18 protein-coding genes are annotated in these 19,551 nt (G+C 61.3%); 11 read left to right on the top strand and 7 right to left on the bottom strand.

Annotated features, from left to right (window positions below; genetic code table 11):
• Positions 1-14 precede the first annotated feature (14 nt).
• The 4 genes from ABRA89_RS11925 to flhA form a co-directional block, all read right to left on the bottom strand.
• Positions 15-407: a rod-binding protein gene (locus tag ABRA89_RS11925; RefSeq protein ID WP_349941704.1), complete on the bottom strand. Its 393-nt coding sequence runs from the start codon at positions 405-407 to the stop codon at positions 15-17.
• A gap of 62 nt (positions 408-469) precedes the next feature.
• Positions 470-880 carry a hypothetical protein gene (locus ABRA89_RS11920; RefSeq protein ID WP_349941703.1) on the bottom strand — a complete coding sequence of 137 codons (411 nt, stop codon included), beginning with the start codon at positions 878-880 and terminating at the stop codon, positions 470-472.
• Positions 877-1,629 carry a flagellar biosynthetic protein FliR gene (locus ABRA89_RS11915; protein WP_349941702.1) on the bottom strand — a complete coding sequence of 251 codons (753 nt, stop codon included), beginning with the start codon at positions 1,627-1,629 and terminating at the stop codon, positions 877-879. Before ABRA89_RS11915 ends, ABRA89_RS11920 begins: the two co-directional genes overlap by 4 nt.
• On the bottom strand, positions 1,626-3,743 hold the full coding sequence (gene flhA, locus ABRA89_RS11910) for a flagellar biosynthesis protein FlhA (protein ID WP_349941701.1): 2,118 nt from the start codon (positions 3,741-3,743) through the stop codon (positions 1,626-1,628). The genes ABRA89_RS11915 and flhA overlap by 4 nt, the downstream gene beginning before the upstream one ends.
• 376 nt (positions 3,744-4,119) lie before the next feature.
• On the opposite strand from flhA, the gene pqqA reads away from it, so the two are divergent.
• From pqqA to ABRA89_RS11875, 7 genes are all read left to right on the top strand, one after another.
• Positions 4,120-4,197, top strand: a complete 78-nt coding sequence (gene pqqA, locus ABRA89_RS11905) for a pyrroloquinoline quinone precursor peptide PqqA (protein WP_007067894.1) — start codon at positions 4,120-4,122, stop codon at positions 4,195-4,197.
• Positions 4,198-4,240: 43 nt separating this feature from the next.
• Entirely contained in the window at positions 4,241-5,161 is a 921-nt protein-coding gene (pqqB, locus tag ABRA89_RS11900) for a pyrroloquinoline quinone biosynthesis protein PqqB (RefSeq protein WP_349941826.1), read from the top strand.
• Positions 5,158-5,922 (top strand): pyrroloquinoline-quinone synthase PqqC, encoded by a 765-nt coding sequence (gene pqqC, locus ABRA89_RS11895; protein ID WP_349941700.1) that lies wholly within the window; start codon positions 5,158-5,160, stop codon positions 5,920-5,922. The genes pqqB and pqqC overlap by 4 nt, the downstream gene beginning before the upstream one ends.
• Positions 5,919-6,197, top strand: a complete 279-nt coding sequence (gene pqqD, locus ABRA89_RS11890; protein WP_349941699.1) for a pyrroloquinoline quinone biosynthesis peptide chaperone PqqD — start codon at positions 5,919-5,921, stop codon at positions 6,195-6,197. Before pqqC ends, pqqD begins: the two co-directional genes overlap by 4 nt.
• Before the next feature lie 300 nt (positions 6,198-6,497).
• The gene (gene pqqE / locus ABRA89_RS11885; protein ID WP_349941698.1) at positions 6,498-7,637 is read left to right on the top strand and encodes a pyrroloquinoline quinone biosynthesis protein PqqE; all 1,140 of its coding nucleotides are present in this window, start codon (positions 6,498-6,500) and stop codon (positions 7,635-7,637) included.
• A gap of 143 nt (positions 7,638-7,780) precedes the next feature.
• Positions 7,781-8,119, top strand: a complete 339-nt coding sequence (locus ABRA89_RS11880) for a hypothetical protein (protein WP_349941697.1) — start codon at positions 7,781-7,783, stop codon at positions 8,117-8,119.
• A 112-nt stretch (positions 8,120-8,231) separates the two neighbouring features.
• On the top strand, positions 8,232-10,664 hold the full coding sequence (locus ABRA89_RS11875) for an MFS transporter (protein ID WP_349941696.1): 2,433 nt from the start codon (positions 8,232-8,234) through the stop codon (positions 10,662-10,664).
• Between the two features lie 94 nt (positions 10,665-10,758).
• Here ABRA89_RS11875 and ABRA89_RS11870 read toward each other — a convergent pair whose 3' ends face one another.
• A complete protein-coding gene (locus ABRA89_RS11870; RefSeq protein WP_349941695.1) occupies positions 10,759-11,610 on the bottom strand; it encodes a tetratricopeptide repeat protein in 852 nt (283 codons plus the stop codon).
• A gap of 203 nt (positions 11,611-11,813) precedes the next feature.
• Positions 11,814-12,035 (bottom strand): 30S ribosomal protein S21, encoded by a 222-nt coding sequence (rpsU, locus tag ABRA89_RS11865; protein WP_349941694.1) that lies wholly within the window; start codon positions 12,033-12,035, stop codon positions 11,814-11,816.
• A 330-nt stretch (positions 12,036-12,365) separates the two neighbouring features.
• Between rpsU and ABRA89_RS11860 the strand changes: the two genes are divergently transcribed.
• Positions 12,366-13,271: a hypothetical protein gene (locus ABRA89_RS11860; protein WP_349941693.1), complete on the top strand. Its 906-nt coding sequence runs from the start codon at positions 12,366-12,368 to the stop codon at positions 13,269-13,271.
• 25 nt (positions 13,272-13,296) lie between these two features.
• Here ABRA89_RS11860 and ABRA89_RS11855 read toward each other — a convergent pair whose 3' ends face one another.
• Entirely contained in the window at positions 13,297-14,700 is a 1,404-nt protein-coding gene (locus ABRA89_RS11855; protein WP_349941692.1) for a DUF2254 domain-containing protein, read from the bottom strand.
• Positions 14,701-15,106: 406 nt separating this feature from the next.
• Between ABRA89_RS11855 and ABRA89_RS11850 the strand changes: the two genes are divergently transcribed.
• The 3 genes from ABRA89_RS11850 (at position 15,107) to ABRA89_RS11840 (ending at position 19,480) form a co-directional block, all read left to right on the top strand.
• Positions 15,107-16,708, top strand: coding sequence for an isocitrate lyase (locus tag ABRA89_RS11850; RefSeq protein WP_349941691.1), 1,602 nt, complete (start codon positions 15,107-15,109; stop codon positions 16,706-16,708).
• 214 nt (positions 16,709-16,922) lie between these two features.
• On the top strand, positions 16,923-18,737 hold the full coding sequence (locus ABRA89_RS11845) for an acyl-CoA dehydrogenase family protein (RefSeq protein ID WP_349941689.1): 1,815 nt from the start codon (positions 16,923-16,925) through the stop codon (positions 18,735-18,737).
• Complete coding sequence (locus tag ABRA89_RS11840) at positions 18,734-19,480, top strand: crotonase/enoyl-CoA hydratase family protein (RefSeq protein WP_349941688.1); 747 nt, start codon at positions 18,734-18,736, stop codon at positions 19,478-19,480. Before ABRA89_RS11845 ends, ABRA89_RS11840 begins: the two co-directional genes overlap by 4 nt.
• The last annotated feature ends 71 nt before the right edge of the window (positions 19,481-19,551 follow it).

Genomic DNA, 19,551 nt, shown 5'->3' with positions numbered 1-19,551 from the left:
CCCGTAGGTTCAATTTACAGCTTCGTGGTCGAAGCGAGGACGGCGTCGAAGCGCATCCGCGCGCTCTGGCCTTCCTGAGTTCGGATTTCGCTTTTTGCCTCGGTTTCGATGCCGCGATCCTTGGCGACCGTCTCCGCGATGCCGATGCCGCCGGCCCGCGCAATCTGCTCGCCGATCTGTTCGGCCATCATTGAGCGCCAAATATTACCGGCCGTGCCCGAGCCGAAGAAGTTCGATGCTTCGGAAGGCAGCATGGATTCCACGAAGCTGCGCAGGGCGAAGGATTCAAATTCCTGCATCGGGTTTAGCTTATCGACTTCGTGCGCGACGCGCGGCGCCATGCGGGCCACGGGCTCGGCATCGGCCATCTGAACGGGCTTGATCCCTTCGATCGGCGATGAACTCATGGCGGATGGCGCCTTTCTCTTCGCGGCGGAAACGTCTTGTTAAGGAATTTAAGCGCGTCGGCTTATCCGAGACTGTTTGAAAGCCGCGCGAGGAAGCTTTCGATATGGCCGTCGAGTTCGGCAGCGTCTTCCTCGGCCGCGGCATCCCGCCCTGCCCGCTTCACCTTGCGTTCGACGCCCTTCTCGCGGCGGCGCGCTTCGGCGAGGCGGGTCTCGCCTTCCTTGAGGTTCGCCTCGTTCTCCCGGCGCACGACATCGTTGCGGCGCAGGCTCTTGACCTTGGCTTCGACGAAGAGGCCATGAAGGTCGGATTTGGGATCGAGACTTTCGAGGATCGCTTGATCGACCTGATCGATCTCGAAGCGCTTCTGCTTGAGCTGCGCCAAGGCCCATTCCTCGATCTGCCGTTTCTGGATCTGAACCTTGAGGACGCGCTCGAGCCGTTTTTCTTTCTTTCTCGAATCGCCGCTCATCCGTTCAGCACCCAACCTTCGAAGCCGTTCATGAAGATGATTAGGAAGTCGCCGATCACGTAGCCAAAGAGGACGAGACCACCGGCAAGGACGAAGGGGAGCGAGATGAAGTAAACCGGAATCTGAGGCGTCAGCTTGTTTGCGAGGCCGATCGCGAAATTGACGATGATCGCATAGAGCACGAACGGGCTCGCAATGCGCAGGCACAGAACGAAGGTGAGGTCGAGATTGTCGGTAAGACTGATCAGGCTCGGTTGCACACCGAAACCGTCTGCCGCCGGAAGCGCGCTGTAAGAATCAACGAGAGCGCGAGCGATCTCGGCATGAAGATTCGTAACGAAGATCAGCGTTGTGGCGGTCAAAGTGATCAACGTTCCGATCACCGGATCGGGAGCGTCTTCATAGACCGGACCGAGCTGCTGGCCCATTCCGATGGCATTGGCGATGACATAGCCCACGAAGGAAAGCGCGATCAGGAAACACCGGCCAAGCAGGCCGATGAAGAACCCTGTCATTATCTCCGAAAAGATCAGCTTCAGGCGATCGGCATCACTCGCACCGAGGACAAGCGGCTCGATGAGCGGAAGAAGCAGCGGTGACAGGGCAAGCGAGATCGCGAAGCCGAGAAAGAGACGAACCTGCGCCGGAATGCGGTTCGAGGAATAGCCGGGCAGCAGCATGAGGCAGGTGCCGATCCGGCAAAAGATCAGAAAATGCGCAAAGACGAGCGCTGAGGCGGCTTCGCTCACGAGATCGATCCGATGGACTTCAGCTCGACGCCGCGCGCGATCTCGACATGGGAGAGCACGGGCAGATTGACGAAGATCCGCTCGATCATCATGCGCACGTATGGACGTGCGTCGGGCGCCGCGACGAGCGCGAAGACTTCGCCCTGATCCATCTTCTCGCGGATAATCTTTGTCGCTTCCTCGGCGAACTGTTCGACGACGCGCGGATCGATGTCGAACTCCACGACGTCGCCCTTGGCATCGCGCTTGAGGGCCTGATGGAAGGCAAGATCCCACTGATTGCCGAGGCGCAGCACCGAAAGAGTTCCATTGTGCAGGAGGTCGCCGCAGATCTGCTGGGACATGCGCATGCGCACATGCTCGACGATCTGCTCGGAGCGCCTGACATGGGGGGCGATCTCGGCGATGGCTTCGAGGATCAGGTTGAGGTTCCGGATCGAGACGCGTTCGGCGAGCAAGAGTTTCAGCACCGACTGGAGACCCGAATAGGACATGTGGGTCGGGATGATCTCGTCGATCAGGCGCTTGTATTCCGGCTCCAGCCGATCGATCAGCGAGCGCATGTCCTTGTAGGACAGGAGCTGGGCGAGGTTGTTGCGCAGAATCTCCGAAAGGTGGGTGAGCACGATGGTGAGCGTGTCGATCGGCTCGTGACCCTGACGCTTGACCTCGGAGGAGAAGCTCTCTGAAATCCAGGCGGCCTTCATGCCGAAGGCCGGTTCCTTGGTCATGTCGTGCGGCACTTCCGGCGGGGGCAGGTCGCCGAGCACGATGAGGAGCTCGCCAAGGCGCATCTCCTGGGTGGCGACCGTCGTTCCGTGGATCTTGATCTCGTAGTTCTTCGAACCGATCGCGAGATCGTCGGACAGCTTGATCTCGGGGACAACGAAACCGTAGCGCGAGGCGAAGCGACGGCGCATCTTCTGGACTCGGTGGGCAAGCTCGTCGCGCTGGAGAAGCAGATGGGCTGACATCTGCTTGCCGAGAACCAGCTCGATCTCGACGATCTTGAGGCTTTCCTTGACCGAATTCTTTTCGGTCGCGACAGCGGCCTTTTCCTCGGCTTTCTTCTGGGCTGCGTCCTGGGCAACGGCTTCGGCGCGCCGCTTGGGGATCACATAGGCGACGAAGGCGAGCATTCCGCCGAGCGCGGTGAACGGCACGAAGGGCAAGCCCGGCATGATGGCGAGTAGAACCATCAGACCGGCGGCGACCGACAGAGCGCGCGGATATTTGCCGAGCTGGCCGACGACGGCAAGCTGGGCCGCTCCGCGGGTTCCCCCCTTCGAGACGAGAAGACCGGCGGCAAGCGAAATGACGAGAGCCGGGATCTGGGAGACCAGACCATCGCCGACCGACAGCTTGGTAAAGACGTCGGCTGCCGCACCCGCATCCATGTCGTGGCGCATGATGCCGATGATGATGCCGCCGAAGATGTTGACGGCGGTGATGATGAGACCGGCGATCGCATCGCCGCGCACGAATTTCGAGGCACCGTCCATCGCGCCGAAGAAGGAGGACTCCTCCTCCAGCTCCTTGCGACGGAACTGAGCTTCCTTGTCGTTGATGAGGCCGGCTGAGAGATCGGCGTCGATCGCCATCTGCTTTCCGGGGATCGCGTCGAGGGTGAAGCGTGCGCCGACCTCCGCGATACGGGTCGCGCCCTTGGTGATCACCATGAAGTTGACGACGATCAGGATCACGAAGACAACGATGCCGATGAAGAAATCGCCGCCCATGACGAAGTTCGAGAACCCGCCGATGACGTAGCCGGCGGCGTTCACGCCTTCATGGCCCTCCGAAAGGATGACGCGCGTCGTGGCGATGTTGAGTGAGAGGCGCAGCATGGTCGCGAGAAGCAGAACCGTCGGGAAGGCGGAGAATTCCAGCGGCTTCTCGATCCAGAGCGACACCATGAGGATGAGAACCGCGAGCGCGATCGACAGGGCGAGCCCCATATCGATGAGCATCGGCGGGATGGGCACGAACAGGACGGTGAGGACAAACACCACCGCCATGGCGAAGATGATTTCGCGGCCACCTTTGGTGGGTGCGGCGCCACCGTCAGAGCCGATTGCAGCGATGGGCGCGCTCTTCATCGTGTCGATCGCCATGGCTTTTGCCTTCGCTTTCGGTACCAGCAGTCAAATTGGTCTGGCCCGAAGCGAAAAACGCACGCGGTATCGCCGCCCGCCATTCGTTAAGGACCGGTTAACCCTTATCGGGTCTCAAGCTTGCGCAGGGATGAGCCTGACGGGAACGAAGCGACGGCTTTTGGGGACCAAACGGATACAAGACGCGGAGCGAGCCCCCGAATCCCGAAATGCCGGGCTTTGACGGGTTTCCGACAGAGGAGGGACTTTTTCCCTTATCTTTTAGTCGCGCGTGAATGACCCTTCAAAGCTGGGTCTCGCTTTGCTATATCAGGTGTGGCTGGGCACTGGTGGTGAGCATCAGTATGCTCGCAAAGGACACAATTGGGAGACTATAATGGCCTGGAATAAGCCCGTTATCACTGAAGTTTGCGTCGCAATGGAAATCAACGGCTACATGCCGATCGAATTCTAAGTTGCAGACCATGTCTGATAGCCGCGGGCGGGGGAAACCTCGCCTGCGGCTTTTGGTTTTAGGGGCCGCAGCAGGCGGCGGATACCCCCAGTGGAATTGCCTTTGCGAAACCTGTCGCCTCTTCTGGGAGGGAGACGAGAGAGTTCGCGCAAGTTCACAATCCTCCATCGCCGTCACGGCCGATGACGAGAACTGGCTTCTCCTCAACGCCTCGCCCGATCTTAGACAACAGGTCATGCATCTCGAACCGATGCGGCCGAGCGCGACAGGCAGCGCGCGAGACGGTGCGAAACGATCGTCACCGATTGCCTCTGTTCTCATCACCAATGGCGACGTCGATCATACCGCCGGCCTGTTGACGCTTCGGGAAAAGCAGGATTTCGCGCTCTATGCGACGGGCGGTGTTCACGACATCATCGCAGCCAATCCTGTGTTTCAGGTCCTCGATCCCAACCATGTCGCCAAGCGCAAGATCGCGGTCGGTGAACCGTTCGAGCCGGTTCCGGGCCTGACCGCCGAACTGTTCTCGGTGCCCGGCAAGGTGCCGCTCTACCTCGAAACCGACACCGTGGATGTGGGCGAGGAAAGCGAGATGACCGTGGGCGTCAAACTCTCGGCGCATGGCAAGACGCTGTTCTACATACCCGGCTGCGCTCATGTGCCTGAGAGCCTAGAAGCGCGGGTTTCGGAGGCGGACGCGCTGCTCTTCGACGGCACTGTCTTCGTCGACGAGGAAATGAAGAACGCGGGCGTCGGCATCAAGACTGGCAGGCGAATGGGCCATATGCCGATTTCCGGCGAAGGCGGGAGCCTCAGCGCGTTCGACGGTGCGAAGATCGGCCAACGCGTCTATATTCACATCAACAATACCAATCCGATCTGGATCGAGGGGTCGGAGGAAAAGACAGCAGTCGAGGCGGCAGGTTGGCAGGTCGCCTATGATGGGATGGATCTCAGCCTATGACCGAAATGATGTCGAAAGCAGACCTCGAAGCGGCGCTTCGCGAAATCGGCAAGACCCGCTATCACTCCAACCACCCCTTCCAGATCATGCTCCAGGAAGGCCGGCTTTCGCGCGAACAGGTGCAGGCCTGGGCGCTGAATCGATACTATTATCAGTCGATGATCCCGGTGAAGGATTCACATATCCTCGCTCGGCTCGACACGGTGGCCCTCCGTCAGGAATGGCGCGAGCGCATCATCGACCATGACGGCACCGAAACCGAACGCGGCGGCATCGTGAAATGGATCGCGCTCGCCGAGGGTGTCGGGCTCGACAAGGACTATGTGATGTCCGGAGCAGGCATCCTTCCCGGCACTCGGTTCGCGGTCGATGCCTATGTGCATTTCGTGCGCGACCGCACGCTCTTGGAGGCGATCGCTTCTTCGCTGACCGAGCTCTTCTCGCCGAACGTGATCGGCATCCGCACCAAGGGCATGCTGGAGCATTACGACTTCATCACACGCGACACCCTCGCCTATTTCGACAAGCGTCCAGTTCAGGCCAAGCGCGATTCCGATTTCGCATTGAACTACTGTCTGGAAAATGCCCAAACGCCGGAACAGCAGCAGGCGGTGATCGATGCGCTGAAGTTCAAGTGTCAGGTGCTGTGGGCGCAGCTCGACGCGGTCCACCACGCCTATGTGGAGCCGGGTCACTTGCCCTTCGATGCCTGGAAACCCGGAACCATGCTCGCCGCAGAAGCGCGCCAGGCGGCCGAATGAGCGAACTTGCAGACGAGACGGTCCCGAAGCTGCCGCATGGCGTCAGGTTTCGCGAGGACAAGGCGCGCGGCGGGTATATTCTGGTCGGGCCGGAGCGCATCTACAACATCGACGGCGTTTCGGTGGAGATTTTGAAGCGTGTCGACGGGAAGACGCATCTCGCGGGGATCATCACTGATCTCGCGACAGTTTTTACGGCCGATGAAGCGGTGATCCGGCCCGATGTCGAGGCGTTTCTGATCGATCTCCGCGACAAGCAGATGGTGACGCTGTAATTTCCCTCGCTCGTCAGCCTCAGGCCCTGCCCCGAGGATCCGGCGCGGATAATCGTTGGGCACCGGACACTGGTCGAGCCACGAGGCCGTAGAGAAGACGAGAGTCCTCTGGATGGTCGGGACAGAACCCGAGCATGACGACTACGTATACCGGAGGTCTTCGCATTCTGCCGCGAGCATTCCTCCTATAAAACGGCTTGAACTCGCGTCGCGGCAAGGGACAGATATAAGATAAACTGGCGGGCAACCGAGCGCGGACAAAAAACACGCGACAGGCCCGTCACCGAACGGAGGAAACGAATGAGCGAGACCCTACTCGACGAGCGCCCGCAGGCAAGCGCGAAGCCTAAACCCCAGCCGCCGATCGGCCTTCTGGCCGAGCTCACTCATCGCTGCCCGCTCCGCTGCACCTATTGTTCGAATCCGATCGAACTCGAAAGCCGCTCGGCAGAACTCGATACCGAGACCTGGAAGCGGGTCTTCTCCCAAGCCGCCGAACTCGGCGTCATCCACCTGCATCTGTCCGGGGGCGAGCCCTGCGCCCGCAAGGATATCGTCGAACTGACCCGCCATGCGGCGGAGGTCGGCCTCTACACCAATCTCATAACCTCCGGCGTCGGCGTGAAGGAGAGCCAACTCGACGCGTTGCTCGAAGCCGGCTGCGACCACATCCAGCTCTCCATGCAGGGCGCAGACGAGGAAATCACGGTCGCGGTCGCCGGGATGAAGGGTGCGTTCGAGCGAAAGCAGGCTTTCGCGAAGCAGGTTGTCGAGCGCGGGTTTCCGCTGACGCTCAACTCGGTGATCCATCGCCAGAACATCCATCAGGTCCCGACCATGATCGAGAAGGCGGTGGAGTTCGGGGCGAAACGCATCGAGATCGCCCATACCCAGTATTACGGCTGGGCGCTGAAGAACCGCGCGCACCTGATGCCCACCAAGGCCGATGTGGACCGGACGATCGAGCAGGTGGAAGAAGCCCGCGAACGGCTGAAGGGCACACTCGTCATCGACGCGGTGTTCCCGGATTATTACGCGAAATATCCCAAGCTCTGTAACGGCGGCTGGGGCACGCGCACGCTGTCCGTCACGCCGTCCGGCAAGGTGCTGCCCTGCCATGCGGCCGAGACGATCGAGCATCTCGACTTCTGGTCTGTGCGGGACCACGACCTAGCCGACGTCTGGTACAACGGCCCTGCGTTCGAGGCCTACCGCGGCACGGACTGGATGCAGGAGCCCTGCCGCTCCTGTGAGAGGAAAAACATCGATTTCGGCGGCTGCCGCTGCCAGGCCCTCGCACTCGTAGGCGATGCCGCCGCGACAGACCCGGCCTGCGTCAAGTCTCCGCATCACGATAGGATCGGCGATACGGCCCGCTCGGAATCGGCCTATGTGCCGGATCCGACCAAGGTAAGCTATCGGCTGATCGGGGCGGCGTAAGGCGCCACATCGCGTCGCCTCTCGCTCGCTGCGCACAGCCCGGCTAACTGAATTTATGTTTGGAAAACGGGCCTTTATACTACTTCTCCGTTAGAGCCTTCATGCCGCTTTCGGGCGAAGGCATACTCGGGAGAAATGTTGAAATGAAGCGCATCCTTCTTGTCGCATTCTCGTGCCTGTTCCCCCTTTCGACCGCTATGGCACAGGAGGGCAGCGAAGTTCTCGTTGACGGTCAGCAGCTGACGAAGAACCAGCTGGCGATCATCATGGCCTCGGTAGAAGATTGCAGTGTCGAAGAGCCGGCCGCGCTCCTCGACAAATATCGCGAGGGGCTAGTGACCGACGACCCGCTCGGCGGCATTCTCAGCTTCAACGATATCGTGATGCCTTACGTCACGAAGATCGGAGAAATGGAAGAAACCGTTCTCGCCGCGCATTGCGAGCAGGTAAACAACTTCGTCTCCCAGCTTGACAGCGAGTAAGCAACGCTGTTCTGAGCCTCGGATGAAGTCTTGGATCCCGCCCCGGAAATCTCTGAGTTGACGAAACGCCATCATTCGGCAACTCTTACGTCTCGGGGCGTAGGAGGTTCTCATGGTCATCGAAGACCAAGACGCTGCTGACGCTCGCTCGGAAGAAGGGGCGGACCACGCCGGTTCGACCAGACAATCGCGGAACATCGACGCTTCGAAGTCATCCGCGAGTTCATCCGACATTCGCCGTCAGGCCGTCCTCGTCATCCACGGCATGGGCGAACAGCGGCCCATGGAAACGCTACGATCGTTCGTGCGGGAGGTCTGGGAGAAAGACACCAGGCTGACGCGCAAGTTTCAGCAGCGTGGCAAGGATGCCGACCAATGCGAGAAAGGCCGGATTTCGAAACCCTGCTTCGAGCTCGCGCCCAATCTCTGGCTGAACCATCTCTGGATCGTTCCCGACGGACGCACGGGTTCGGCCGAACTCTCGCGCATCACCACGCCGCCCGACGACCGGGGAATCCGCACTGATTTCTACGAACTCTACTGGGCGGACATCATGCAGGGCACCTCCTGGGATCATCTCAAGTCCTGGGTGCGCGGCCTGCTTCTACGCTGGCCCTATCAGGTGCCGACCAATGTCGTCTCCGCATGGGTCGCCCTCTGGGTTCTGACCGTCGTCGCCAGCCTCTTCTTCTTCGTCGGCATGATCCAGGCCGTCGCGGAGATGACCGGGAACACCCACAATTCGATCGCCCGCTTCGTTTCACATATCCCGACGCCCTTCAACTGGGACGGGAAAGGAGATCCCTCGCCTCTCGGCAGCCACCTGTTCGCCGCCATTGCCGGCGTGATGGCCGCCATTGGCGCCGTGTCCATCTCGCGATCGAAGCTCAGGGCGCGCAAGAACGCCTTCGACGCAAAAGAGGTCGATCCGACATGGCTTCCCGACAGACGAGACAGGCGCGCCGTCCTTCTCTGGGCAGGCTTCGTCGGCTTTGTCGTCTATCTGACGCTCTGGGCCGTCACCGCCCTCGGAGCTTGGTCGATGATCATCGGTGCCGGCATCGGCCTCGTCCTTCAGGTTGTCGTAGTTCCCTATCTGGGGGACGTCGCCCGCTATGTCCTGGTCACCGGAGCCAACATCCAGAAGCGTGCAGCGATCCACGAGCGCGGGCTCGGCCTGCTGCGGGCTCTCCATCGGATCGAGCCTCCAGAAGACGGCGAGAAGGTTCGGAAGGGTGCGACGCCGCCGCCGGCCTATGAACGGATCGTCGTGGTCGGGCACAGCCTTGGAAGCATTATCGCCTACGACCTCCTGCGTCTCTTCTGGCTCGAGGCCGGACTCCAAAGAAAGAATAACCAGACAAACGAGGTCGCAAAGGCGATCGACAAGGTGGTCGAGGCCGCGACCTTCGCGGAATTGGAGCGGGAGTCACGGCCCAAGAGCAAGACGCCTGCACCGCAAGGATCGGACGGGATGGACCAGCGGGATCCATGGCGCGATGAACACCTCATGGCGTATCAGAATGCCCAGTATGGCGTCTTCGAAGCTTTGTCTGCCAAGGCTCGATTGGACGAGGAAGAGCGCAGGCGCACACAGGATGACGATAAGCCTGCCCCGATGGTCTGGCGCATCTCCGATTTCGTGACGCTCGGAAGCCCCCTCACCCATTGCGAGTTCCTGCTCGCGAAGGATCATCTCGAACTCGCCCAGAAGGTTCTCGATCGGCAGCTGCCGATCTCCCCACCCCTGCCGACCGTCGTCGAGGATATGAGCAATGCCCGGACCAACCGCCCCGATCGACAGCGATCGGCGGAGTTCCGGCTCGTGGTCGAAGAGAGCGGTGAAGTCCGCAATCCGACGCAGGCCGATTTTGCTGACGCGAAAGAAAAGGATGGGTCGGTCATCCGCAAGGATGTGAAAATTCAATCGGCCCAGACTGAAACCCCGGCGACGAACGGGGACACGGGGCAGCCCAAGGTGGTCATGAGCCGATTCAACGATCCATCGACAACGCTCGATCTCCGCCCGCAACACGCGTCCATGTTCGCCGCCACGCGGTGGACGAACATCTACGACCAGCCCTCCAGGATCGTCCTCGGCGACTTTGTGTCCGGCCCGGTCGGCGGGCTCTCGGCAGAGCGCCTCATCAAGGTGCGCGAGCAGGGCGAGACAAAGATTGAGCGCGAGCGCGGCCGGCACGAACCCGGCTTCGGCTTTGGCATACGGGACATGAAGGTCACCATCCGCAGGCCGACCGGGCCGGCATGGATCAGACGCTTCTTCACTCATACGCTCTACTGGGACGGCGCTGTGACGGCCAACTGGGATGGCTGGAAGCGGTACGGCAAGCCGGTCTTTGCTTGCCTTCAAGAGGAGAGACCGGACAGAGGCGAAGCCGACGAGACCGTCGATTCAGCACTCAGGGACGAGCCCTGGCATCGCCAGCACATCGCGGCGCTGCGTTTCGCCATCGATCTCGGTCAGGAAAAGACGGCGTGGCACGCAGAAAAGATCGCGGCAGCGTCATCGGAAACGAAGCCTTGATGACGAGATGGCAAAGCGGAGAGAAGCTCACACGCTCACTTTCAGACAGTCGGCACCGCAGGTGGTCAGGCGGAACAAATCCGTCCGGGCTCGTTCACCCCCGCGTGCGGCTCATGCCCTCTTTTGCGGGGGCGTAGTTGCCGTCCAGCTGGGCGGCGCGCGAGTAAGAGCGGAAGGCTTTCTGGCGGTCGCCTTGCTGTTCCAGAAGGATAGCCTGGTTGACCCAGTATTCCGCCTTCGTCTGGTCGAGCTTCAACGCGGCCTGGAAATCCGCGGCGGCGTTCTCGACGTCGTTGAGGGCGAGGTAGGAGACGCCGCGGCCGGAATAGGGTTCGGCGGCGGTCGATTGCAGCGAGATCGCCTTGGAGAAATCCTCGATCGCCTGTTGGTGCTGGCCGTCGAGCTGATAGAGCAGACCGCGATTGTGGTAGGCGCGCGGATCGGTCGTGTTGAGATCAATGGCACGCTGGAAATCGACGAGCGCTTCCTTGTTGCGACCGGCAAGGCGGTAGATATTGCCGCGGCCGATATAGGCCGAGGTGTAGTTCGGATTTATCTGGAGGGCGCGGTTGTAGTCCTCGACCGCCTTCAGTCGCTCCCCGGTCTGCCGGTAGATCAGTGCGCGGTTCGCGTAGGCCTGATAGAAGTTGGGGTCCAGTGAGATCGCAGTCGTGAAATCCTGGATCGCAGCCTCGTTCTGGCCTGAGCGGCCATAGGCGGTGCCACGTACATTGTAGGCTTCCGGGTCCTGCGGATTGGCATTCACCGTCTGGGTCAGCGAGGAGATGTTCTGATCGAGACCCTGATTGGCGTCGAGCGCGATTGCATTCACCATCGGCTCGCTGCCGGTCTGGCAACCAGCGAGGGCGACTGCGGCAGCAACGGCGACAAATGCCGGTACGAGAGTAATGCGGGGACGGCGGGCGATGGCGGGCTGCACCTTCACGGTTCGAACGGGCTCCGGATGCGATTGCTCTCTTGGACGACGTCCTCTTCCTAATGGGCGATCACGCCGAATTGGAGACCGTGAAGACGTCGACCCGGATGGAAAGCGAGATTGTGGCTTACGGGCAACGCAAAAGGCAGCAGCCGACATCTGAATCGACTGCTGCCTCAAAGGAAAGTCTCGATTTTGGAGGCTGAAAAGCCCTAGCGGCCGCGACCCGGCAGGACACCTTCGCGCTGGGCCTGCTTGCGGGCCAGCTTACGGGCGCGGCGAACGCCTTCGGCCTTTTCGCGAACGCGCTTCTCGGACGGCTTCTCGTAGAAGCTGCGCTGCTTCATTTCGCGGAAAACGCCCTCGCGCTGGAGCTTTTTCTTAAGAGCACGCAGGGCCTGCTCGACATTGTTGTCTCGGACGATGATCTGCAAGGACTGTTCCGCCAGTGTTTCTGCTAATGTGTGGTCAGGACGCTCGTTCAGCGATAACGCCGTCCGGTTTCGATTTGGTCGCGCGCCTCTAGCAGATCGAATCAGTTTTGTCGAGATCGGCCGTAATGCCGGACCTCGGACCTGTCCAAGCGCAAGTGAATGCCGGCTATAGCAGCCTGAATCCAGAGCAAAGGGCGCCTTCGGCAATAAGGATAGCTCAACAAAGAAGAATCTCGTCGAGCCAGGACCCGATCATATTGCCTGTACCTTACGTTCGTGCTGGTGGTATCCCGTTTTTCGGGGCAGGTCGCGAGAGTGGGTAAAGAACGCATGGCAATCGGCGAATATCGGAGAGAACGCTACTCGGGCGGTAGCGGCACAGGCGGTACACGTTCGCGCACGATCGTGTGGGGCGCAGTGATCGCGGGCGTCATTCTCGCCATCGCAATCCAGCTGATGCTCGGGCTTCTCGGCCTCGGCCTCGGCTTCGGTGGCCTACCCGGAACAGATCGATCCGTGACCGCCCTCGCCTCTGCGGCCGGCATCTACTCGCTGATTGCAGCTCTGGTCGGATTGTTCATCGGTGCGTTCGCCACAGCGCGGTTCGCCGGCCTTTCGGAAAAGGTGGATTCAATCCTCCATGGGCTCGTCACCTGGGCCGTTGCGACCCTACTCGTCGTCGTCGTTCTCGGCGGAACGGCATCTTCCGTCCTCGGCGGTGCGTTCGGCGCAGTCGGCGCCTCGGTAGAGGGTCTTTCCACCGCCGCAAGCAATCTCGCAACACCGGTCAGCACCGGACCGAGCCTGCCGGCCAGCGTTGCGGCCGATCTTCGGGCCCTGAGCTTTGCGAGAAGCGAGAGCGCAGCCCAAGAGGCGACAGGTGAAGACCCCGAGTCAGGAGACGCTGCCGCGGCCACTCAAAATACGGGCGACAGCCCAGTTAATTTCTCGGCCATCGCTGCGGCGCTCTCGGAAACGGCAAGCGACGAGGAACGCCAGGCGGCCGTGACGGCAATTCAGGAGCTTGGTGGTCTCTCGCAGCCGGCGGCCGAGCAGCGGCTCGCCGGTTATCAGCAATCCTTCGACGAGATGGTCCGCACCGCAAGACAGACGGCTGACGATGCCGCACGTTCGGTGGCGGCGGCAGCCTTCTCCGCCTTCGTCGCACTGCTCCTCGGCGCGATCGTCAGCATTGCCGGCGGATTTCTCGGCCGCTCACGCGCAGAACGGGCCTGATCGACGGCGCATCGCCCGTTCATCGTCAGTCGATCGAGCTGGCGTTCCTGTCCGACCTGTGCCGCGGATGCCGATCGCGCGCATCGAAGGCGTCCGCCTCCGCCTCGACCGCCTGGAGATTGGAGTCCGTCAGCGCCTTGCGTGACAAGATCAGCAGCTTAAGCTTCTGGTCACGAAGAGCTTCGATCTCCGAAGGACGTTCGGCGATCGAGAGCAGATCGCCGAGCGCTTTGAGGAAGTGAACCGCTGCGATGCGGTCACTCGCGGCATACTGTCTTAGATTTCCAAAGCCCTGTTCGAGGTAGCCGGCGAAATCGAAGGACGGCGCGATCAGCCGCAATTTCCCTTCCCCGTCCGTGCGCAACGGATCGACCTGATCGCGACCGACGAAGGACGAATAGGCCGCGCTCAACCAGTCCATGCAGGTCGTCGCCGTGAAGGGGTCGTTGACGCCCGGCGAGAGCGCCCGCGCTGCGATTTCCACGAGTTCGTCAATGAGAAAGAAGAGGTCCTGGGAGGGGCTACGCATACTACCGAGGGCGAGTGCCGAATGAAGCGCATCATCCGCCGCATCGGTCAGCCGCTCGGCCGGCCATACGTCGAAAATATAGACGCCCGGATGCACGAATGTGCCGGGACGGCAGTTCAGGCGGATGATGATGTTGTGTTCGCGGGCCGCATTCATCAGCGTTTCGTGGTCGAGGACCTGCAGATAGCCTGAGCGCTTTGCGCGGACTTCCGCATAGGCCGGCGGGTCGGCGGTCTCGCCATTCAGGCGGAAGCAATCCGGCACCTGCCAAAGGACATTCTCGTGGTTCTCCGCTTTCGGCGGATGGCCGACCTTCTGGGGAAACATCGTGTCGATCCGGGCGACCAGGGACTGGCCGATCTCAGCGATCACGTTGGAAATATGAATGTTCGACGGAACGTGATGGATGAAGAAGATGAGCACGCCGATCGACGCGATAGCAAGCGCGATTGCGCCGTAGACTGCGAGGTTCGGTACGAACATCGCCGATAGCGCATCGTTTTCTGATGCATCGCGGACCGAACGCAGAACAAGAATGCTGTAAACAAAAGTGGCGACGAAGGTACCGAGAGTGATCTGGTTGCCGCGATCGTTCATGAAGTTCGTCAGAAGCCGCGGCCCGTAGGAACTGGAGGCGAAGACGACCGCGGCCATCGTGACGGAGAAAACGGTGCCGGCGACTCCGATCATCGAGCCTGCGATTGCACCGAGGAGCGACCGGGCCCCATCGGGCTGCGTTGCATAGAAGAACGGATTGCTGCCGAAGAAGGCCGGCGGGACGACGGAATCGAGCTGGACCAGAACCACAGCGAGCAGGGCCGCCAGCGAGGCCATGAGAGCGGGAAAGAACCAGTAGGAGCCCTTCAGCCGTTCGTAGGTCTGGATGAGAAATGCGCGCATCGTCGTTTTGCCTGGAGCGGACCGAGATCGGGCCACCTAGTCTCGCCGGACAGTCGAGAGAAGGTGCCGAGCCATTGTTTTCATGATGGGAACGCGAAAATGCTTCGTTCGCCGCGGTTCGATCCTGCGAGATCTCATCTGGCTTCGGCAATTATTGAAGCGTAGCCAATCAAGGTTGTAAAAATTTTTACAATCTATCTCATTCTGTCATATCAAGGTTCGACATCGTGACCGCTTTTGACAGTTCAGAGACCGCAGAAATGTAGCCCTTCTCAGATTTTAGACCGATATTGCGAAGGAAGACGACGCGGACGACTTTGCCACGAACTCCCATCCTTCGTTCGAAATCGACACCGCATCGTCAAAGATTTTACAGAACTGAGACAAAAAGCCCGAGGGTGCCACCATGTCAGCTTACCAGACCGATATCCAGGACATCATCGACCTCAAGAGAAAGTTCGACTCCTGGGGCGAGATTGAGCCCGAGGCCGTTGCGCGCATGCGAGCGCAGAACAAGTTCAAGACCGGCCTCGACATCGCGAAATACACCGCGAAGATCATGCGCGAGGACATGGCGGCCTACGACGCCGATCCCTCGCAGTACACCCAGTCGCTCGGCTGCTGGCATGGCTTCGTCGGCCAGCAGAAGATGATTTCCATCAAAAAGCATTTCGGCTCCACCAAACGGAAGTATCTCTACCTCTCCGGCTGGATGGTCGCGGCGCTCCGCTCCGAATTCGGCCCGCTGCCGGACCAGTCCATGCACGAGAAGACCACCGTGCCGGAGCTGATCGAAGAGCTCTACACGTTCCTGCGGCAGGCCGATGCCCGAGAGCTGGGCATGCTGTTCCGCGACCTCGACAAGGCCCGTGAGGCCGGAGACGAGGTGAAGGCTCGCCAGATCCAGAACGCGATCGACAACCACGAAACCCATGTCGTGCCGATCATCGCCGACATCGATGCCGGCTTCGGCAATGCCGAGGCGACCTATCTTCTCGCCCGGAAGATGATCGAGGCAGGTGCCTGCGCCCTCCAGATCGAGAACCAGGTGTCGGACGAAAAGCAGTGCGGCCACCAGGACGGTAAGGTGACCGTTCCGCACGAGGCCTTCATCCACAAGATCCGCGCGCTGCGTTACGCGTTCCTCGAAATGGGCGTCGACGACGGCGTCATCGTTGCCCGCACGGACTCGCTCGGCGCGGGGCTGACCAAGGAGATCGCTTATTCGGCCGAACCGGGCGATCTGGGCGACCAGTACAACTCTTTCCTCGATTGCGAGGAAGTCTCCGTCGAAGACCTCAAGAGCTCCGACGTCGTCATCAAGCGCGACGGCAAGCTGATGCGTCCGAAGCGCCTTGCCTCGAACCTTTATCAGTTCAAGCCAGGCACGGGAGAGGACCGCTGCGTTCTCGACGGCATCACGTCTCTCAAGAACGGTGCGGACCTTCTCTGGATCGAGACCGAAAAACCGCATGTGGAGCAGATCGGCGGCATGGTGCGCCGTATCCGCGAGGTCATGCCGAACGCCAAGCTCGTCTACAACAACTCGCCGTCCTTCAACTGGACGCTGAAGTTCCGCCAGCACGTCTACGACACGTGGCAGGCGGAGGGTCGCGATCTCAGCGCCTATGATGAGGGCAAGCTGATGTCGAGCCAGTACGACGAGACCGAGCTCGGCCAGGAAGCTGATCGCCAGATCAACTCGTTCCAGGCGGATGCGGCTCGTGAAGCGGGCATCTTCCACCACCTCATCACGCTGCCGACCTACCACACGACGGCCCTCTCGACCGACAATCTCGCCAAGCGCTATTTCGGCGACGAAGCGATGCTCGGCTATGTGAAGCAGGTGCAGCGCGAGGAAATCCGCCAGGGCATCGCCTGCGTGAAGCATCAGAACATGGCCGGCTCCGACATCGGCGACGACCACAAGGAATATTTCGCCGGCGATGCGGCCCTTAAGGCCGGCGGTGCCGACAACACGATGAACCAGTTCGAGGCGGCGGAATAATCCTTCCGGTCTACGGTTCCCGAACACTGGAAAGGCGCGTCCCAACGGGCGCGCCTTTTTTCTTGGTTCGACCGATTTGCCGCGGCCATCTCGCGATTTTCCGTCGGATTTCCGGATCTCCCCTCATCGCGGCCGGGCGCAGGATGCCCTAAGTTGATGGCATGACCCGACCGGCGCACACGAGACGCCGGCAGGACCACTAGGAGGCGCACCGATGTATCAGGCTCCCACCGAGGAGATCGTCCATGTTCTGAGGCATGTGGCGGGTCTCGACGAAGCGATGGAAAACGGGGCCTCCGGCGATCTCGATGCCGATCTTCTCGACGCGATCGTCGGCGAGGCAGGCCGCTTTGCCACCGAGCGCATGGCGCCGGACCTTACCAATGACGGCCATGAAGGCGCGGTCGTAAAGGATGGCGTCGTGACGACGCCCAAGGGCTGGCCGGCCATCTACCGCGAATGGTGCGAGGGCGGCTGGAACGCGCTGACAGGGCCCGAAGCCCATGGCGGGCAGGACCTGCCTATGGCGCTTTCGACCGCACTCTTCGAGATGTGGAATTCGGCCTCGATGGGCTTTGCGATCGGCCCGACGCTGACGGTGGGCGCGATCGAGGCGCTGCTCCAGCACGGGTCGGACGACCTTCGCTCGCGCTATCTCGACAAGCTGGTCTCCGGCGAATGGACCGGAACGATGAACCTGACCGAGCCGCAGGCAGGTTCCGATCTCTCGGGCCTTAAGACGCGCGCGGAACCGGCCGGCGACGGCACCTACCGCATCTTCGGCCAGAAGATCTATATCACCTATGGCGAGCAGGACTTTACCGACAACATCGTTCATCTCGTGCTCGCGCGCCTGCCGGGTGCGCCGGAGGGCGTTAAGGGCATTTCCTTGTTTCTCGTGCCGAAATTCCTCGTAAACGACGACGGTAGCCTCGGCGCTCGCAACGACGTGTTCTGCGCGGCGCTCGAAAAGAAGCTCGGCATTCACGGCTCGCCGACCTGCACGATGATCTATGGAGACGGCAAGGGTGAGACTGGCGAGGCCGGCGCCATCGGCTGGCTGATCGGCGAGGAGAACCGGGGCCTCGCCTGCATGTTCACGATGATGAACAATGCGCGCCTTCTGGTCGGCATACAGGGCGTCGGGATCGCGGAAGCCGCCACCCAGAAGGCATTGGAATTTGCCCGAGATCGCAGGCAGGGCCGCTCTACGCGTCTCGCAAAGGGCGCCGAGCCGAAAGGGGAGATGGCGCCGATCGTCGACCATCCGGACGTGACGCGCATGCTTCTCACCATGAAGGCGCTGACCGGCGCCGCCCGCGCGATCTCCTATGCCTGCGGCCATGCCGGGGACATGGCGAAGCACTACGCGAAAGCCGGCGATACCGAAGCCATGAAATCCTGGAAGGATCGCGTCGATCTGCTGACGCCGGTCGCAAAGGCCTTTTCCACCGATGTCGGAGTTGATGTAGCCGGGCTCGGCGTTCAGGTGCATGGCGGCATGGGCTATGTGGAGGAGACCGGCGCGGCGAAGCTCCTGCGCGATGCCCGCATCGCGCCGATCTACGAGGGCACGAACGGCATCCAGGCGATCGATCTCGTGATGCGCAAGATCGGGCTTTCGGGCGGCGGGGCCGTGACCAACTACATCCTCGAACTGCGCTCCGTGCTAGAGACGCTGGAAGCCCGCAACCTGCCGGACTTCGGTCGCTCCGCCTCGATGATAGACGCGGCCTTGCGGGAGTTGGAGGCCGCGACGCGCTTCCTCTCCGAGGCGATCGCACGAGGCGAGACGGAGACCGCGCTTGCCGGTGCGACACCATATCTGCGGCTCTTCGGCCTCACTGCCGGCGGCGTCTATCTCGTCAAAAGTGCCCTCGCAGGCGATCCGGAAGGTGGACGCACGGCGTTGGCGCGCTTCATGGCCGAAAACCTGCTCACCGAAGCGCCGGGGCTTTCCGCGCAGGTGTGCCAGGGCGCGGACAGCCTGGAAGCGGGCCGCATCGCGCTTGGACTGGAGGCAGCATGACCGACCATATCGAGACCACCGTTGCAGATGGCGTCCAAACCATCCGCATGAACCGGCCGGACAAGAAGAACGCACTTTCGCGATCGATGTACAGCACGATGACCGAGGCGCTACAGGTGTCGGAAGCCGACGATGCGATCGGCTCGATCCTCTTCGTTGGCTCTCCCGGCGCGTTCTGCGCGGGCAACGATCTCGCCGACTTCATGGAGATCGCCAAGGGCGGCGGGCTTCCGACCGAGGTTCGCGACTTCCTGCATTCTCTCGCCAAGGCTGAGAAGCCGGTTGTCGCGGGCGTCGATGGGCTTGCCATCGGGATCGGCACCACCATGCTGTTTCATTGCGACCTCGTGCTCGCCACCCCGAAATCCGAGTTCAAGACGCCGTTCGTCGATCTCGGCCTGACGCCGGAGGCGGCCTCCAGCCTTATCGCGCCGCGCCTCATGGGCAATCAGCGCGCTTTCCAGATGCTCGCCATGGGACGTCCCTTCGACGCGGAGTTCGCCCGAGAATGCGGCTTCGTGACCGAGATCGTGGAGGAGGATGTAGACGACTCGTCCTTTGCCGCGGCAAAGGCGATCGCGGCCAAGCCACGCGAGGCGGTGAAGCTGACGAAGAGCCTCATCCGCGGCGATCGCAACGACGTGATCGAGCGAATCGATGCAGAGATCGAGATCTTCGCCAAACGCCTCGTCTCGAAAGAAGCGCGGCAGGCGTTTGAAGCCTTCTTCAACCGGAAGGGATGAGGGCTCGCAGGCGCCCCAGATTTCATGCGGCGCCTGTTTCCGAACGCGGCTCCGCGTCCATTTAATCGGCC

The organism is Fulvimarina thalattae (genome assembly GCF_040239565.1).
In the GTDB taxonomy this organism is placed as follows: domain Bacteria; phylum Pseudomonadota; class Alphaproteobacteria; order Rhizobiales; family Rhizobiaceae; genus Fulvimarina.
Note: the sequence above shows the minus strand (reverse complement) of the source record. Positions and strands in the feature narration are given on the sequence as shown.

Coding starts and splice junctions, on each gene's coding strand:
- ABRA89_RS11925 (WP_349941704.1), bottom strand. CDS start 407: ATGAGTTCATCGCCGATCGAAGGGATCAAGCCCGTTCAGATGGCCGAT.
- ABRA89_RS11920 (WP_349941703.1), bottom strand. CDS start 880: ATGAGCGGCGATTCGAGAAAGAAAGAAAAACGGCTCGAGCGCGTCCTC.
- flhA (WP_349941701.1), bottom strand. CDS start 3,743: ATGGCGATCGACACGATGAAGAGCGCGCCCATCGCTGCAATCGGCTCT.
- pqqA (WP_007067894.1), top strand. CDS start 4,120: ATGGCCTGGAATAAGCCCGTTATCACTGAAGTTTGCGTCGCAATGGAA.
- pqqC (WP_349941700.1), top strand. CDS start 5,158: ATGACCGAAATGATGTCGAAAGCAGACCTCGAAGCGGCGCTTCGCGAA.
- pqqD (WP_349941699.1), top strand. CDS start 5,919: ATGAGCGAACTTGCAGACGAGACGGTCCCGAAGCTGCCGCATGGCGTC.
- pqqE (WP_349941698.1), top strand. CDS start 6,498: ATGAGCGAGACCCTACTCGACGAGCGCCCGCAGGCAAGCGCGAAGCCT.
- ABRA89_RS11880 (WP_349941697.1), top strand. CDS start 7,781: ATGAAGCGCATCCTTCTTGTCGCATTCTCGTGCCTGTTCCCCCTTTCG.
- ABRA89_RS11875 (WP_349941696.1), top strand. CDS start 8,232: ATGGTCATCGAAGACCAAGACGCTGCTGACGCTCGCTCGGAAGAAGGG.
- ABRA89_RS11860 (WP_349941693.1), top strand. CDS start 12,366: ATGGCAATCGGCGAATATCGGAGAGAACGCTACTCGGGCGGTAGCGGC.
- ABRA89_RS11855 (WP_349941692.1), bottom strand. CDS start 14,700: ATGCGCGCATTTCTCATCCAGACCTACGAACGGCTGAAGGGCTCCTAC.
- ABRA89_RS11850 (WP_349941691.1), top strand. CDS start 15,107: ATGTCAGCTTACCAGACCGATATCCAGGACATCATCGACCTCAAGAGA.
- ABRA89_RS11845 (WP_349941689.1), top strand. CDS start 16,923: ATGTATCAGGCTCCCACCGAGGAGATCGTCCATGTTCTGAGGCATGTG.
- ABRA89_RS11840 (WP_349941688.1), top strand. CDS start 18,734: ATGACCGACCATATCGAGACCACCGTTGCAGATGGCGTCCAAACCATC.